A 17,608-nucleotide genomic window follows, 5' to 3' on the forward strand; every position below is an offset into this window, starting at 1 on the left:
CAAGCATTTTGCTTAAAATGGCATCTTTACGAGCCTTGGGAATACGCGACATGATAAGTAACCAGCCCCCTGAGTAAGTTAGAATCCCTGAAAAGGGAGTATCTCAACTATCCTGACACAGGGGGGTATCGTTCGCCTCACACCCCAACTCACCCCAAGCGAGATGGCTCCCGCCTTTAACGATTTGTATAAAGGTGAGTTTCTTCGTATGTGGATTTTCCATGTACAGCCGAACTGCGAACCACTCATTCGCAAGTAAGGGGCGAGCCGTTGAACCCAGACAGTTACGTGGCATGTTGTAATTATTAGTCCAGGTTGCCACGAAGCCTTGCTTGAAGAACATCAGCTCAACGTGCTGCAACTGCCAATATTGTAATTATTGGGTGCTAGGTGAGAGGCAAACATCAATATTTAAAATGGACAAAACCAGTTGTTTAGGCTGCAGGTTGTCCTTTTTTTACTGAACAACGATGGACAGACAGCAAAGATAAATTTTCAATATTAGCAAGTAAATTGGCTTGTCCATTTTTCTATACTTGCAATTACACAGTATTTAGGCGCCAGAAACGCCATGTTGGCGGCGGGCGCGCAAATTGTGCCGGTGCCGGTTGATCAGGAAGGTTTTAACACCGATATCAGCCAGACACTGGCCGCGCCCCGGCTGATTTACACCACCCCATCGCATCAATATCCGCTCGGCATCGCCATGAGCTTGCCCAGGCGAATGGCGCTGATTGCTCAAGCTGCGGCGCATCAGGCGTGGATTATTGAGGATGATTACGATAGTGAATTTTATTACGATCAGCGCCCGCTGCCTGCGCTACAGGGGCTGGATCAGCAGGGGCGAGTGATTTATGTGGGCACCTTCAGCAAGGTCTTGTTCCCCTCCCTGCGCCTCGCCTATATCGTCTTGCCCCCCGCCTTAGTCCATGCGTTTACTACCGCAAGAATTGCATTTGACGGGCATAGCGCGCAATTTTTGCAGGCTGTTACGGCAGACTTTATATCGCAGGGCCACTTTGCCACCCATTTACGTCATATGCGCCTGCTTTACCGCAGCCGCCGGGATTTGCTGCTGGAAAAACTGCAGCCCATATCTGATGTCATCCACCCCATCAACACGGCAGCGGGTTTGCAATTTGCATTGCAACTTCCCAATGGCTTAGAAAAGCCGTGGACGGCAAGCGGAACAACAGCAGGTTTAGCACTCAGACCTTTATCGGCCTTTTATCAGGAAGAGGCAAAAATTGAAGGCTGGCTGATGGGCTACGCCTCATTGAGTAACGAACAAATCATCAGGGCAAGTGAAGCATTGATCAAAAGCTATCAGGAGAAATGACGGGCCGTATAATTACCCTCAGCCATATTGGGTAATGGAATCGGCAAATGCAGCCTTGAATCAGACCGGCACCAGAGCGAAAACGCTTTGGCAGGCATAGGGGCCGCAATCAGATAGCCCTGAGCCTCATCGCAGCCCATAACGGCCAGCGCCTGCCATACGGCTTCAGTTTCCACCCCTTCAGCAATCACAGACAAACCCAGAATATGCCCCAGCTCAATAATCGATCGCACAATAGAGACATTTTCGAAGCGCTCATTCATCGACATCACAAAACTCTGATCAATTTTTAATTCATGAACCGGCATTTTGGCTAAGTAGGCAAAAGAGGAATAGCCCGTACCAAAGTCATCAATCGACAATTTAACGCCCATGGCACGTAAATATTCTAAATTACGCATTAACTCCTTGGGGTTACGCATCACGCCCGTTTCGGTAATTTCCAGGCATAAACTCTGTGGCGGCACCTGGCTACCGGCCAGCTCCCCTTCCAAAAAAGACACAAAACTTGCGTCTTCCACATCACTGACACCCACATTAACCGAAATACAAAGCGCCAGCCCTTCATTCAGCCACGCCGCGGCCTGGTTAAGCACATCATGAACAACCCATTCTGTAATCGCCCGCAATTTGCCCGTTTGCTCTGCAAAAGGAATAAATACGCCGGGCGAAATAAACCCGCGCTCCGGATGCTGCCAGCGCACAAGGGCCTCGGCCTCATGGACCACGCCATCAACCATTTTTACTTTGGGCTGGTAATAAACCAGTAAATGCCCCTCTGCCAGTGCCTCGCGCAAATCCCCCATTAAGGTAAGCTGATTACGCGAATAGGCCTCTTGCTCGGGATCATAAAATGCAAAGCTACGCCTGGCTCTTTTTGCATCACACAGCGCCACTTCCGCATTGCGCAGCAGGCTGTCGGCGCTGAATCCATGCTCGGGAAACAAGGCCACCCCCGAGGTTGCGCTGATATCCAGGCGCTCTTTGCCGATCAGCAGCGGCTCCGCCATGCAGATATCAACCCGCTCCAGCACTTTGAGCACATCGTCGTGCAAAACCCGTTCCAGCAACAAAGCAAAGGTATTCCCTCCCAAGCGGGCCACCTTTGTAACGGGACGCTGAAAAAGATTCAGACGCCCCGCAACAAAGCGCAGCGCCGTATCCCCATCCTGATATCCGAGATATTCATTAATAAAGTGAAAATTATTTACATTCAGAACAACCAAGGCATAAGCACCACTTCCGGGGCGCAAATGCTCCTCCACATACAATAAAAACCCTGCCCGATTGGCAAGGCCAGACAATGAATCCACAAAAGCCAGCTCACGCAAGGACTTATCTCTGGCTAAAACCAGCTCACCCAAAGCATTAAATGCCCGCGCAAGGCTGCCCAGCTCATCCTGCCTGCCCGCATGAATCCGTACGCCAAAATCACCTGAGGCCATTCTGCGCACCGCCCTTGATAAAGTCGCAAGTGGCGCAGAAAAATGATGTGCAACCACAAAACATACGGCACACGCCACAGCAAACAAAACAAGCCCCATCCAGAGCGCCTGCCAGCGGGCCTGGGCGAGCGCTTCATTAAAGAGCTGATTATCAATATCTGCGGCCAGTAAGTAATAAGAGCCATCGGCAAACTGAACCGGCAGCAAGAAGGTGCGGAATTCACCCCAGGCATCATGCAAAGTAACCGTGCGTGGTAAACCATCTTTTAAAGCGGCTAAGGCATTTCCGCCGGGATCAGCGTAGAAAGTCTGATAAGACCCGTAACTGCCCTTTACAAGCTCAGCAGGCGAAGCGCTATCCACCAAATACGAGACTTTGTCACCCTCACGCTTGAATGCGTAAAGATAGCGCAAGCCCGCAACCTGACAATAACGATTCAGGCTGGCCACATGGCTCAGATATTCATCCTGAGTAATTACGGCACCCGACAGGGCACGGGGAAGATAATCAGCAGGCAAAAGCATAGGGAGGGTACGCACCGCAGCAGACAAGCGTGTATCTGCATCGCGGCGCACCCCATTACACATCACCCATTGCATGAGTAATGTAAAGACCACCATAAGCAGCAGGTTGAGCACCAGCAGCACCAGTAAAATTTTAATCCGGGCACTGCTTAGCTGACGAAACCAACGCAGAATCGATTGAGCCATCATATGAAACGACATATTTATAATCCTTGTCATTCCAACGTGATAGCAGTCAGATCTTAGCAAGGCAATATCAGAATATTACCCTTTCAGCCATGCGTTTCGTGTAATACTTAAGTTACCCTCTAGTGGTTTAAGCCTCAGGCCACAAGTATTTGCTTCAGCATGCTGCAAATGCACATTAAACTGCATCAATTCATCGCGGCGAAAGGCTAAAACTTCTACTTTGCCATTAGTCGGCTGGCTGGCCAGCAAGCCATCCAAATTACCGCTGGTCACACGTAAGTGATTCATTGCAATCAATAAATCGCCTGCCGACAAGCCCGACTGTTGCGCCGCACCACCATCCAGCACATGACTTAACTTTACAAAGCTCCCTTCAATACTGGTACGCACGCCAAGGCTGTTTACCGCTTGCAATTCTTTATCCAGCCAGCCGCCTTTGTCCGCAGCTCCCACGGCCGCACGCAATTGCCAGTCCACACCAAAATCGGCCAGTAAAGCCTGCAGAGGCAGCTCGTCTGTTGAGCGTATCGCCAGATCAAAAAAAGGTTTTAAATCCAGCCCACTCACTTCACTGGCCAGCGCTTCCCACGCCTCCTCTGCCACACCTTCGCCGTGAGTGGCAAAATCTTTGCCATAACGCAGCCAGAGCGCCCGCATCACATCATCAAGCGATTTCTGCCCCGATGTTTGCTGGCGAATCAGTAAATCAAGGCAAAGTGCTGTTAATGCGCCCTTGGCGTAATAGCTGACCAGACTATTGGGGCTGTTTTCATCCTGGCGATAAAATTTCACCCAAGTATCAAAGCTGGATTCGGCCAAAGTTTGTTTGGTCCGGCCGTGACTTCTTTGCACACCGGTCACGGTTTGTGCCAATAAATCCAAATACTCCTGCGGGCTGATTAAACCTGTGCGCACCAGCGTTAAATCATCGTAATAAGAAGTAACCCCTTCAAAAGCCCACAATAAACGTGTGTAATTTTCCTGACTTAAATCATAGGGCGCATAGGCTGCCGGTTTGATTCTTTTGACATTCCAGCTGTGAAAATACTCATGACTGCACAGCCCCAGAAACTGGCGATAGCCCGTTTTAATTTGTGTTTCATGCACAAATGGCAAATCATCGCGATTGCACATCAGCGCGGTGGATGAGCGATGCTCTAATCCACCATAACCATCACCCAGCGCCATAGTCATAAACAAATAGCGGTCAAAAGGCGCAGGCTCGCCAAACAAACGAATCTGGTATTCGCAAATTTGTTTTAAATCTTTTTTCAAACGCTTTAAATCAGCATTATGCCGCCCGGCAATCACAATATCGTGGGGAATGCCGCAGGCTTTAAAACTGATTTGGCTGAATTCACCCATTTCTACCGGATGATCAATCAGTTCATCGTAATCTGCCGCCTGATAGCGGCCAAACTGCCCCTGTTTAGCGCCATGCGCGGGCAGCGTCGTGGCTATTTTCCAGTTTTTATATTCTTTTCCTTCCGGGGCAATGATTTCTACATTGCAGCTGTTTTTTTCCTGCCCTTTCACCGCCAGAAAAACACTAGTGCCATTAAAAAAGCCCCGTGTCTGATCTAAATACGCCCCTCTGACCGATAAATCCCATGCATATACACTGTAGTGAATTTCTAATGGGCCATTCACAGGCTCCGCCTGCCAGCTATGCTTATCGCTTTTAGTCAGCGCCAGCGTTTTACCTGCTGATTCAGCCCTGATTTCAACAATATTTCTGGCAAATTCCCGAATTAAATAACTACCAGGAATCCAGGCAGGCAAATAGACACACTGCCCTGCCGGATCTGGATTTTTAATAGAAACAGAAACATGAAAAAGATGTGCGTGCAAATACGCAGGTGAAATTTTATAAGATATTGTCATGGATTATCTTTGAGCAAAAGTCGATAAAAACAGCAATTACACTGTGCCATTTACGCCTTTAAACAAACCTGGCGATGCAGCACCCCGGCATAAATGCACCCATAAGCCTCTCCAGAAAGATGATAGGGATAGAACAAAGGCAGTGAATACATTATTTTAAGCACTGATGATAGATAGAAAATCAGCCCTGATATAAACCAACCTGATTACGCCCTGCATGCTTGGCCTGATAAAGCGCCTTATCAGCGGCATCAATTAATTGCTGCGCATCCATGCCATTTTTTAAAATGGCAACGCCCGCGCTGAATGTGACTGGAAATTGAATATCGCCTGATAATTGAATCAGCTCAGTAAAACGAAGCCGCCAATTATCAATTTTTTGCGCTGCACGAATCATACTGGTTTCTGAAAAAACCACCGAAAACTCTTCGCCGCCATATCGACCTACAGCCCCTTCGCCATTAATGGACTGCCGTAATAAACGCGCCAGAATTTTAATCACTTTATCACCGGCAGCATGGCCGTAACTATCATTAATTTTTTTAAAATGATCAATATCAACCATGGCAAAAGACAAAGAAAGCGCTTCTTTTTGCGAACGTTTTACTTCCCGCTCCAGCCATTCAATAATATGCGTATGGTTTAACAATGCCGTAAGACTATCACAACTCATCCAGCGCCGTAATGAGCGATAGCGCGCACAGGTCATCGCTACTGACGCCACCAGCTCTTCAGCCGGCATATTCTTCACCCAAAAATCATCGCCGCCCATACTGCGCGCCATTAATTGCTTATTTCTATTTGTTTCTGTAGATAAAAAAACGATGGGAACACTATCAAACTGAGTTTGCTGGCGGATAACTTTTGCCATTTCATCGCCAGAGCACTGAGGCATATATACATCCATCAGCACAATGTCGGGCATAAACCGCTCAAGCGAGACAAATACATCCAATGGATTTTTAATCTGCTGAACCTGCATATCGGCCTGCTGCAGAATATTGCCACTTGCTTTACCCATTGCTTCGGAATCATCCACGATCAGCACACGGTAAGGGGTGTTTTGTGTTTTTTCCAGCAAAACATCAAGACGGTCAATAAGCTTTTGAATATCAAGCGGAATATAAACAAAATCAGTAACGCCCAATTTCACATAATGAATTTGCTCTACGACGGTGAGCTCAGAAGTCAGAAATAAAACCGGCCCGCGGGACAGCTTCTGCAGGCGGGGCAATATTTGCTCTGCAGAGCCATCTTCCAGCCCTTCCTCTCCAAGCAATACTGCAAATGGCGGCTCTGTATGCATGGCCGCCAGCAAGGCACTCTGCTTCATATAAGAGCGGCATTCAAAACCAAAAAAAGTCAGCTGTTTTGCTAATTCGGCACTTCCCTGAATCTGCTGGGCAGATAAATACACAATTGGTTTTTTTTGATCCGAATTCATATCGACAGCCTGGTGTTTATTAAAATCAGTCCTCTGCAAATATAAGCGCAAAAACAGCATCTCGCGGGCTTTTAGCTGCAGCGGGGCAAAAACATAGCCTTCAGAATATCAGTCTTCAGCTATTTGTCAGAGCGCTCTATTCACCCATACTATTTTTTTGTTCAAACTGATGTAATTGCCGCCGCCATTTTTTACTTGGCCGCCCTTCCCCCGCCGGATGCTCAAACCTTGGAGCAAGCTGACGAGCCTCTTTATCCCGTTCACGCTTCAGCATACTTTCTGCGTTTTCCTGATAAAGCATACGTGCCGCCGGTGCGGGGCCGCGCTGCTCAGAGAGTGTAAGCACAGCGATTTCATACTCGCCCTGCTCTGTACGCACACGCAAAGTATCGCCCACTTTAAGCAGTCGGGCAGGTTTAACTCTTTGCTGATTTAAATGCACATGGCCAGCGTCAATTGCTGCACTGGCGAGAGAGCGCGTCTTAAAAAAACGGGCAGCCCACAGCCATTTATCGATACGAACACCGCTATCCATTTGATGCTCCTGAAACAAAAACACCCCGCATCAGCGGGGTGTTGTGTATCCCGAAAACCGGAATAAAAGCTTAGTGTGTTTTAGCTTTAAAGTGACGACGACGTTCTGTTTCGTTTAAGTAACGCTTACGAATACGGATGCTTGTTGGTGTGATTTCAACCAATTCATCGTCATCAATAAACTCAACAGCTGATTCCAGCGTCATTTTGATCGCTGTAGTCAAACGAACCGCTTCATCAGTACCGGAAGCGCGAACGTTAGTCAGTTGCTTACCCTTAACCGGGTTAACGACCAGATCGTTATCACGTGTGTGAATACCGATTACCATGCCTTCGTACAATTTGTCGCCTGGGGCTACAAACATACGACCACGGTCTTCCAGCTTCCACAATGCGTAGGCAACAGCTTCACCATTTTCTTGTGAAACCAATACACCGTTATGACGGCCTGGCATGTCGGCTTTAGCCGGTGCGTAGTCATCAAACACGTGGCCAATCAGGCCGGTACCGCGAGTCATGGTCATGAAATCGCCTTGGAAGCCAATCAGGCCACGCGCTGGAATATGGTATTCCAGACGGGTACGGCCATTGCCATCGGATTCCATATTGGTCAACTCACCACGGCGGCGACCAATTTCTTCCATTACCGCACCTTGGTGTTCATCTTCAAGGTCGATAGACAGATTTTCATAAGGCTCGCATTTAACGCCATCAATGTCTTTGTAAACAACACGTGGTTTAGCCACGGCCATTTCAAACCCTTCACGACGCATGTTTTCCAGCAGAATAGTCAGGTGCAATTCACCACGGCCAGACACGCGGAAGATATCAGCATCTTCAGTTTCTTCAACTTTCAGAGCCACGTTAGTCAGCAATTCTTTAGTCAGGCGGTCACGAATTTGACGGCTGGTAACGAATTTACCTTCAGTACCGGCTAATGGTGAAGTGTTCACCATAAAGTCCATGGTCAGTGTTGGCTCATCAATCGTCAGCATAGGCATGCCTACTGGCTGCTCTTTATCACAGATGGTTACACCAATACCGATCTCATCTAGACCAGAAATAATAATGATGTCGCCAGCCTGAGCTTCTTCAACTTGGATGCGTTCCAGACCTTGGAAACCCAATACTTGGTTGATACGGCCCTGACCCACTTGGTTTTCGTGGTTCATTACAACAACAGCTTGACCTGGCTTGATACGACCGTTCAATACACGGCCAATCCCAAGACGACCGGTGTATGTGGAGTAATCCAGCGCAGAAATTTGCAGTTGCAATGGCGCTTCAGGATCGCCAGCAGGAGCATGAACATGGCTCAGTACGGTATCAAACAGCGCACGCATATTATCGGTCTCGGTTTCGAGCTCGAGCTTAGCGTAGCCATTCAGTGCAGATGCGTAGATAACCGGGAAATCAAGTTGTTCATCAGTTGCGCCGAGCTTATCGAACAAATCGAAAGTCTGGTCTACAACCCAGTCCGGACGTGCGCCAGGACGGTCAACTTTATTGATAACTACAATAGGCTTCAGACCAAGTGCCAAAGCTTTTTTAGTTACGAAGCGTGTTTGTGGCATCGGGCCATCAACGGCATCAACGAGCAACAATACGCCGTCAACCATACCCAGAACACGCTCCACTTCACCACCGAAATCGGCGTGGCCTGGAGTGTCAACCACATTGATATGGTAGCCTTCGTATTCAAGGGCGGTGTTTTTAGCCAGAATCGTGATACCGCGCTCTTTTTCGATATCATTACTGTCCATCACGCGCTCAGCAACTTGCTGGTTGTCGCGGAAGGTGCCGGATTGGCGGAGGAGTTTGTCAACGAGGGTAGTCTTACCGTGGTCAACGTGGGCAATAATTGCAATATTACGAATGGCGCGGGTTGTCATTGTCTGGGCTGCAGATTTTAAAAAAGTGCGCGATTGTACCACGCGAAGTGAATTTCGCGACTAAGTTCCGACGCATTAGGAAATAATTCATATAAATCAGGCGATTACTGGTCTGAAATATTTCCACACTCCGGATTTTCTGCAGAAAAACCACTCTTTCTTACAAATTTACGGCCTCAAATTGCTGCTCTGCCACATGAAAAGCAAGCCCTGGCAGGCTTGCAGAACGCGAACCAGCCTGAGGCAGATTGTTGCTGGCGTGATAGCTGTACACCAAAGAGTATTTAGTATCAGCCGTACGATTTCTGCTGGCGGCATGAAAAGTGCGCGCATCAAACAACACAACATCACCCGCTTCCAGATCCGGGAACACGGCAAGATCCACCCAAGGCGCGGCTTCAGGGTGATCAGCCATTAAGAACTCACGCTCGTCATAAGCATCCTCAGGAAAATCAACCCGATGCGATCCGGCAATAAAGCCCAAGCCTCCGTTTTCAGTGGTTTCTTTACCTAAAGACAACCATGCAGAAACTAACTCTGGCAGCTCAAAGCGCCAGTAGCGCACATCGCGGTGCCAGCGTGTATCGCTGCTAAAGCTGGGCTGCTTACTCATTAAACTATTGTGATGCGCCTGAGTGAGAGTGATGTGAGGTGTATCCAGCAAAGCACTCATCAGCGAAAGCAGCTGAGCATCCCCTGCCCACTCTGCAAACACAGGGTCCCGCCCGGCCATATTTCTTAAACGCCTTATTGTGCCGCCGCCTTCACCCCCTGCCGAGGCAGGCGCACCGGGGTAGCCCAGCTCGGCCTCCAGCTCAAACGGAGGCAGGCGCTGCTCTACTGCGGCCATGGCCACTGTACGAATTTTATTAACACGCGCGCCAGAGACAAAGCCACGTAACAGCACCACGCCATCTGCCTTAAAGCGTTTACGCAACTGGGCAAAATCAACAGGCAGACAAAATTCAGCAAGCAAGGCCGTGACTCCGGCAAATAAAGTTAAATTGTAACAGTCCTCATTTAGCTGCGTCCCGCGCAGCCACAGGGTTTCATACCTTGGAAATCCCTAACAACCCTGCAGATATTGATTCAGATCAGCTTTCTTAATGGAATAAATAGCTACTTACGCCAACATACTTGCTATTTAATTAATTAAAAATGAAGCCCTTCATAAAGCAGGCCCAGCCAATCAGGAAACGCTGGAATTTAGCCGCGTTTGGTCAATCCAAACACCAAGGGGCCGGATTAATTGCCTGTGCAATCAATCCGGCCCCTCAGAATGCCTCTGACAGGCAACTAAAACCTGAATACAGCATCAAGGCTTAGTGTTTGCTCATCCCCCTGCTGGCGATTCAGCAAACGGCCATAAGAAAAATTTAAATCCATATTTTTTGTGAGCACAAAACGGTTTCCAAGCTCAATCAGGCCCTGATGCTGGCTGGCTGAGCCCAATGCGGCGGCATAGCGCTGGCCGGCCTGGCCTAAATCGCCATAACGAATCCCGGCCTCATCAGCCGCTTCAAAACGGCGCTGATATTCAAGCTTAAAACGCGGCAGCAGCTTAGCTGTGCCCCACTGAAAGCGCCGCTCACCCTGCACGCCTGCTTTAGCGGTAAACATGCGGATGGTTTGCGCATCAAAACTTAAACCCTGGCGGCCCGCAGCGGACTCGTTATATGCGGCCAATTTAGACGACATCAGCTCCAGCCGGCCATAAGGCGAGATCATCAGCGCCTCATCCCGGTATTCATAGCCTGCCGAAAGCGAGCCAAAAGCCTGCTCACCATCACGCTGACCATTGGCCATACTGCCTGTTGCCGTGATATAGCGATTCAGCTCGAAATCCAGCTGACCATATGCAGCAACGCCATCAATAAATATATTGCTGCCGGGGCGTAAAGAGCCATACACAGCCAATACCCGGCCACGATGCTTACTCAGGCTACCCTGACGGCCAGGCTCACTGCGCTCCACATTAAAACCAGCACCCAGCCCCGCGGTTAACTGCTCATTCAGCTGAAAATCGGCCCCCATGCTGATGCTGTCGCTCTGAAAGCGAATATCCGCCTCATTTTGCTGCCCAAACCCCACTGAACCAGCCAGCCAGAATGCGGTTTGCTCTCTGGCAGAAGATTGCTCTGCACAAGCCTCTTTACCGTCTTCCTGAGCCACGCTTAAAGCGCAGGTATCTGCAGCCGCTTTTAAGTAAGGCGTAACATTCAGCGACTTATGCCTGATGGCCACATCAAACTCATTTCCCGTCTGATTGTGTAAGCGCTCAAGGCGGCGGTTAAAATGGCCCAGCTGAGTGCTTGCCATACGGCGAACCGCATCCGCCTGCGCGGCCAGCAAGCCCAATACTTCCTGATCTTTTGCCGGGTCAATCCGTGCCGCCACATTCACTGTCAGCTGCCCGGGCGAGGAGCCATAACCATTGCTCAGCAGATAATCAACTAACAACACACCCGTGAATTGCGCATCAGGTGTAATCAGCAAGCGGGTGCCCTGCACCTCAACACGGCAGTGCGCAGGCTGCGACTGTAAAGTCAGTGAAGTAAACGGCCCGCCACTGGCCTCAGCCCCTGCATCCACTAAAACGGGCGTTCCCGAAGTACTGCTTGCCACAAGGTTTTTTAAAACCGGCGGTGGCGGATTCACTTGCAAGGCAACAGACACCACGGTGACGCCGCCCTGAAAATCACTGAGCAAATAAGTAAACTGATCGGCACCCGCATAAGCGGCATGCGGGGTATAACGAAGGGTGGGAACAATGCCGCCTTCTGCGCTGCCCGCGCCCCTGCTGATCGTTAACACACCATGCTGTGGCTGGCTCAGCAGCTCAATACTGCGAACCACACCCACACCACTCACAAGAGCAATGGTGTTCTGGCTGCTATTACTTTGCACCACCGCCTGAACTACTTTAGATACTTCAGGAATCGGCTTAACCGTCAGAAGGTAACTCTGCTCGGCGGCGGCACTGACACCCGGCACAGCCGCCTGGGCCGCCGTAATCACAACGGTTCCGGCACGAACGGGGGCGACCTCTCCACTCACAGGATCAACCGTTGCGATATCAGGGCGAGCACTGCGGTATGAAATCTCAGCGGCAGCGGCCGATGACCTAGCCACATTTTTAAACGTGCCACCCAGCACCACAGTGGCGGCATCCGGGCTAGCAAAGGTCAAAACCGGGCGCAGCGTCACAGTCAGGGTGTAACTTTGTGCGGTTGCTGCACTCACCCCCGGCACCGCCGCTTGGCTTGCAGTAATCACCACAACGCCCGCAGCCAGCGCATTCACCTCTCCCGTGCTGGCGTTCACTGTTGCGATGTCAGGATTGGCACTCTGATAGCTGATCACGCCTTCGCCGTTTGAAGTGGCCCTGTTCAGCAGAGTCTGGCCCTGCACGACTGAGGCCGCGCCCGGTATGGCGAAGGTCAATGTGGCAACAGGCAGGGGAGCAACAGTCAGTACATAAGACTGCACCGCCTGTGCATTGACTCCGGCCACCGCGGCCTGGCTTGCGGTGATGACGGTGTTTCCGGCACGAAGCGCAGTCACGGCACCGCTGCTGGCATCCACCGTGGCAATATCAGTGTTTGCGCTCTGATAAGAAATCATCCCGTAGCGGCCGCCGCTTAAGCTGGAAATCGCTGCATTATGAAACAGGCGGCCCGCCAATACGCTGGCCTTATCGGTAACAGCAAAGGTCAGGGCGGGCACCGGCAGCGGCTGAACATCTAATGTATAAGACTGGCTGACTGCCGTATTGATCCCCGCAACAGCCATCTGGCTGGCCGTAATCACCACCTGGCCCTCACGATGCGCGGTCACTTGCCCTGCAGCATCAACCGATGCAAGCGCCGGATTATCACTACTGTAGATCACAGCGCCATAGCCGCCCCCGCTTAATGAAGGTACAGCGGCGTTATTAAAGGTGTTTCCCACGACCACGCTGACCTTGCCCGAAAGCGCAAAAGTCAGCGAGCCTGTTGCCGCTGGCGCTGGCGCTGGAGGCAAAGATAAAATAAGCGTCGATTCTTTCTGAATATTGTAATCAGATAAAGTGCGGCCTTCTTCCAGCTCCAGACCGGCAAATTTCAAAATTTGCTGATCGGGCGGAATGCCCTCTTTATCCTGAATTTTGGCTTTTACATTTTCGATTGAATCACTGGCTTCAACATCAAGCGTGATGGTTTTACTTGTCAGCGTCTTTACAAAAATTTGCATGGCCCAAGCTTTCACGGGCAGAAAAAAAAGAGCAAAACACAGCAAGGCGGCAGAGAATTGCCGTAATGGGGAAGTCATAAAATACTCATTAATTGTGATGATTTTCCGCTACCCAAATCGAGCGGAGCCGCATATTAGCCAACTATCATATGCGAGGTGCAATTTTTTCAAATTTCAGTCTAAAATTTGCAACACCAGCGTTTCCCCCCATCTTTTCTGGTCAAACACCCCGCCCGGCGGCATGATCCATGCTCTCCCTCTTTTTGAGTGAAAGCCATGCGACAAACCTCCAGCCCCCTGCCGCTTTTAACCGCCGGTTTTGTCACGGTTTTAGTGGGTTTTACCAGCTCCGCCGCGATTGTTTTTCAGGCAGCCACGGCTGCGGGAGCAACACCTGGGCAGCTTGCCTCCTGGATGTGGGCGCTTGGGATGGGAATGGGGCTCAGCTGTATTGGTTTATCGCTACGTTATAAAAACCCAGTCGTTACCGCATGGTCCACACCGGGTGCGGCGCTGCTGGCGGGCAGTTTGCAGGGCATTCCTATGGGGGAAGCGATTGCGGCATTTATGTTTTGTGCCGCGCTGATTACCCTGAGCGGCATCACAGGCTGGTTTGAACGCATCATGGGGCGAATTCCGCTGCCGATTGCTGCCGCCATGCTGGCAGGGGTTTTAGCGCGTTTTGGCATAAATATCTTCACCGAAATGCAAAACCAGTTCGCCCTTGTCTTTGCCATGTTCATTGCTTATTTAACCTGTAAAAGATTTTGGCCGCGCTACGCCATCATGCTGGTGTTACTGCTGGGCATTGCAATTGCTGCGCGGCAGGACTTATTACACATAAAAGATGTAGAGATCGCCTTTGCCAGGCCAGAATTAATGATGCCGGTTTTTAACTGGCAAACCATGCTCAGCATCGGCGTTCCCTTATTTGTAGTGACGATGGCATCCCAAAATATGCCAGGAGTAGCGGTGATTCGGGCCAATGGTTACAACACGCCGATTTCACCTTTAATCAGCTGGACGGGCATCACCACTTTAATCCTTGCGCCCTTTGGCTGCTTCTCGCTCAATTTGGCCGCCATTACCGCAGCCATTTGTATGGGCAAAGAGGCGCATGAAGACCCCGCTCAGCGCTATAAAGCCAGCATTGCCGCTGGTTGTTTTTATTTATTACTGGGTGTTTTTGGCGCAACCATCGGGGCGCTCTTTACCGCGTTTCCAAAGGCCCTGGTGTTGGCGATTGCCGGCCTTGCCCTGCTGGGCACCATTGCCAACGGGCTGAGCGCAGCGATGAGCGATGAGAAAATTCGCGAGCCTGCCCTTGTCACATTTTTAGTCACCCTATCAGGTGTTTCACTACTAGGCATTGGCGCGGCATTTTGGGGGCTCATTGCGGGCGCCACCGCCATTTTCATCATGAAAAATAACTAAAAAACAAGGTACTACATGCATGTCGTTTGATTTTTAATGCAGCAGCAATGCAGCTAATAAATACAAATCAGAATGAAATTTCGACAAAAAACAAATGTAACAATTAATTACATTCCCTTACATTTACGTTGCTAATTTGCTTGGCATCATGCTAAAAACACACCTCCTCTATTAAAAATCACCCTTCAGAAAGCGGTGATCAGGGTCTAAAAGACTCTCGTTAAAGCACAGGACTGCGCAACATCATCGCAGCCTCATACCGTGCATTCACTCTGCGATTTTGCAAAATCGCAGAGATGACGCTTGTTTCTGCTGCAGCGTGAAACAAGCTTCAAACACCCTCAGCAAGGCAACCCTCAACATTTAAGTTGTCACTCTCATCATTGCGAGCGGATTTTTACGCTCTACAAGAAAGGAGTCAGCACATGTCTGTGCACCTTAAACGCGGCCTGTTCATTGCCTTTTTGGCAGCGATCTTCGCCCTGATTCAGTCGCAACCTATGTGGCTAAAAACCTACCAAAGCGATCTTATCTACCTTGGCCAGCAGCATCTTCGCCTTGCTGGCTATTCGATGTTCTTAGCCTTGATTGTTGGCCTGCCTGCGGGCATTTTGCTCAGCCGGAGCAGAGCCAGACGCTTCGCCGAGCCCATATTGCAGATTTTTAATATTGCTAACACCCTGCCCCCGCTCGCCGTACTGGCTCTAGCCATGGTCCTGGTCGGAATTGGCGATCAACCCGCCGTTATCGCCCTCTTTTTAGCCTCTCTTCTACCCATTGTTCGTAATACCTACAGCGGCCTGCGCGGTGTGTCCCCCGCCCTGCTTGAAGCCGCAAAAGGCCTTGGCATGACGCCCAAACAAAGCCTTTGGTATGTGGAGCTGCCCAATGCCGCTCCCGTTATTCTGGTGGGGGTCCGTCTGGCCCTGGTGATCAATGTGGGTACAGTACCGCTAACCTTCCTGATCGGCGCCAGCAGCTATGGTGAGCTGATTTTCCCAGGCATCTTTTTAAATAACCAAACCCAGCTCTTAGTGGGCGCAGGTGCAACGGCCATTGTGGCGCTGATACTTGATCAAGCCCTTGCCCACCTTGGCCAGATTTTTGCCATACGTGCATCAAACTAAAAGGAGCGAGTCATGCAACGATTTTTACTCTCTGTCAGCCTGATGCTGATCGCCAGTCTGGCCAGCGCAGCGCCCATTCGGCTGGGCAGCAAAGACTTTACCGAGCAACATTTGCTCTCAGCAATGACTAAGCAATATCTGATCAGTAAAGGCTTTGAAGTCAGCACCACCACCGATTTGCCCAGCGTCATCATGCGTGATGCACTGATTAATAAACAGCTCGATATGGTCTGGGATTACACCGGCACCGCGCTGATTATTTACCACAAACTCACCGAGATCAGCCCCGAGCAAAGCTATGACAAAGTAAAGGAGTTGGATATCCCTAATGGCCTGGTCTGGCTTAAACCCGCCGCCATGAACAATACCTATGCCTTTGCCATGCAGCGTAAGCGTGCCGAGGAATTAGGTATTAGCAGCATGAGCGATATGGCGAGGGTATTTAACCAGTACAAGGATTGGAAACTGGGACTGGATATTGAGTTTGCGGGCCGCCCCGATGGACTAAAGCCCATGCAGGAAAAATATCAGCTCACCCTTGATCGCCCACAAATGAAGCAAATGAATTCCGGCTTGGTTTACAACGCCATCCGGGATGGCTTTGTTGAAGCGGGGCTGGTTTACGCAACAGATGGCAGGGTCAAAGGCTTTGATTTAATCATTATGGAAGACGATCTGCACTTCTTCCCCAGCTACGCCGCCACTCCTGTGGTTGAAAAAAGCGTGCTGGCAGCCAACCCCGGCCTCGAAGAAGCCCTCAATACGCTCTCTGCCCTGCTCGACAACAACACCATCTCTACGCTCAACGCCAAAGTAGATATTGAGCATCAGCGCATTGAAAAAGTAGCCGCCCAATTTCTAAAAGATCAGGGCTTACTACAAGGAGATTAAGATGGAAATCATTCATTACTTTTGGGAAAACAGCAGCATTATTCTGGGACTAACCCGTGAACATATGATGCTGGTCTCCATTGCCGTTGGTTTTGCCATTTTGCTAGGCGTACCGATCGGCGTGCTGATTGTTCGGCTCCCCTCGCTGGCGCCCTGGGTGCTAGGCCTTGCCACGGTGATTCTTACCACGCCATCCATAGCGCTGTTTGGCCTGATGATTCCGCTGTTTTCGATGATCAATCAAGGCATCGGTTATGTACCGGCAATTTCGGCGGTGTTTTTATATTCACTGCTGCCGATTATCCGCAATACCCACACCGCATTGCAGCAAATTGATCCGGGCATTCGCGAATCATGCCGCGGCCTTGGCATGAGCTTTTTTCAGCGCCTGTGCTGGGTAGAGCTGCCTCTCGCCGTACCACTTATCTTTGGTGGTATCCGTACCGCCGTGGTGATGAATATTGGTGTGATGGCGATTGCCAGCACCATTGGCGCAGGCGGCCTTGGCCTCTTGATTTTGCATGGCATTAGCCAGAGCGACATCCGCCAGCTCATCGTTGGCGCTGTGATGATTAGCCTGCTCGCCATTGTGATGGACCTGATCCTCAATCGTATCCAGCACTACCTCACACCTAAAGGTATCCGCTCCTAATTTCGTGCCATCGACGTGA

12 protein-coding genes are annotated in these 17,608 nt (G+C 50.2%); 5 read left to right on the plus strand and 7 right to left on the minus strand.

Annotated features, from left to right (window positions below):
- Positions 1-571: 571 nt before the first annotated feature.
- Entirely contained in the window at positions 572-1,339 is a 768-nt protein-coding gene (locus CSQ88_RS06580) for a PLP-dependent aminotransferase family protein (protein WP_218963021.1), read from the plus strand.
- Here CSQ88_RS06580 and CSQ88_RS06585 read toward each other — a convergent pair.
- The 7 genes from CSQ88_RS06585 to CSQ88_RS06615 form a co-directional block, all read right to left on the minus strand.
- On the minus strand, positions 1,327-3,510 hold the full coding sequence (locus CSQ88_RS06585; RefSeq protein WP_180273558.1) for a bifunctional diguanylate cyclase/phosphodiesterase: 2,184 nt from the start codon (positions 3,508-3,510) through the stop codon (positions 1,327-1,329). The genes CSQ88_RS06580 and CSQ88_RS06585 overlap by 13 nt on opposite strands.
- 63 nt (positions 3,511-3,573) lie before the next feature.
- Positions 3,574-5,382, minus strand: a complete 1,809-nt coding sequence (locus CSQ88_RS06590) for a M61 family metallopeptidase (protein WP_099397309.1) — start codon at positions 5,380-5,382, stop codon at positions 3,574-3,576.
- Between the two features lie 181 nt (positions 5,383-5,563).
- A complete protein-coding gene (locus CSQ88_RS06595; protein ID WP_180273559.1) occupies positions 5,564-6,826 on the minus strand; it encodes a diguanylate cyclase in 1,263 nt (420 codons plus the stop codon).
- 136 nt (positions 6,827-6,962) lie between these two features.
- Positions 6,963-7,361: an RNA-binding S4 domain-containing protein gene (locus tag CSQ88_RS06600; RefSeq protein WP_099397311.1), complete on the minus strand. Its 399-nt coding sequence runs from the start codon at positions 7,359-7,361 to the stop codon at positions 6,963-6,965.
- 70 nt (positions 7,362-7,431) lie between these two features.
- Positions 7,432-9,252, minus strand: a complete 1,821-nt coding sequence (typA, locus tag CSQ88_RS06605; protein ID WP_099397312.1) for a translational GTPase TypA — start codon at positions 9,250-9,252, stop codon at positions 7,432-7,434.
- A gap of 160 nt (positions 9,253-9,412) precedes the next feature.
- Entirely contained in the window at positions 9,413-10,228 is an 816-nt protein-coding gene (locus CSQ88_RS06610; protein WP_180273560.1) for a phytanoyl-CoA dioxygenase family protein, read from the minus strand.
- 320 nt (positions 10,229-10,548) lie between these two features.
- Positions 10,549-13,563: an autotransporter domain-containing protein gene (locus CSQ88_RS06615; RefSeq protein WP_099397314.1), complete on the minus strand. Its 3,015-nt coding sequence runs from the start codon at positions 13,561-13,563 to the stop codon at positions 10,549-10,551.
- Positions 13,564-13,761: 198 nt separating this feature from the next.
- Between CSQ88_RS06615 and CSQ88_RS06620 the strand changes: the two genes are divergently transcribed.
- The 4 genes from CSQ88_RS06620 (at position 13,762) to CSQ88_RS06635 (ending at position 17,589) form a co-directional block, all read left to right on the plus strand.
- A complete protein-coding gene (locus tag CSQ88_RS06620; RefSeq protein ID WP_099397315.1) occupies positions 13,762-14,919 on the plus strand; it encodes a benzoate/H(+) symporter BenE family transporter in 1,158 nt (385 codons plus the stop codon).
- Between the two features lie 425 nt (positions 14,920-15,344).
- Positions 15,345-16,046, plus strand: coding sequence for an ABC transporter permease (locus CSQ88_RS06625; protein ID WP_099397316.1), 702 nt, complete (start codon positions 15,345-15,347; stop codon positions 16,044-16,046).
- Positions 16,047-16,058: 12 nt separating this feature from the next.
- Positions 16,059-16,937 carry a glycine betaine ABC transporter substrate-binding protein gene (locus tag CSQ88_RS06630; protein ID WP_099397317.1) on the plus strand — a complete coding sequence of 293 codons (879 nt, stop codon included), beginning with the start codon at positions 16,059-16,061 and terminating at the stop codon, positions 16,935-16,937.
- Position 16,938: 1 nt separating this feature from the next.
- Positions 16,939-17,589 carry an ABC transporter permease gene (locus CSQ88_RS06635; RefSeq protein WP_099397318.1) on the plus strand — a complete coding sequence of 217 codons (651 nt, stop codon included), beginning with the start codon at positions 16,939-16,941 and terminating at the stop codon, positions 17,587-17,589.
- The last annotated feature ends 19 nt before the right edge of the window (positions 17,590-17,608 follow it).

Origin of the sequence: Iodobacter sp. BJB302, from assembly GCF_002735645.1 — a bacterium.
Classification (GTDB): Bacteria; Pseudomonadota; Gammaproteobacteria; order Burkholderiales; family Chitinibacteraceae; genus Iodobacter.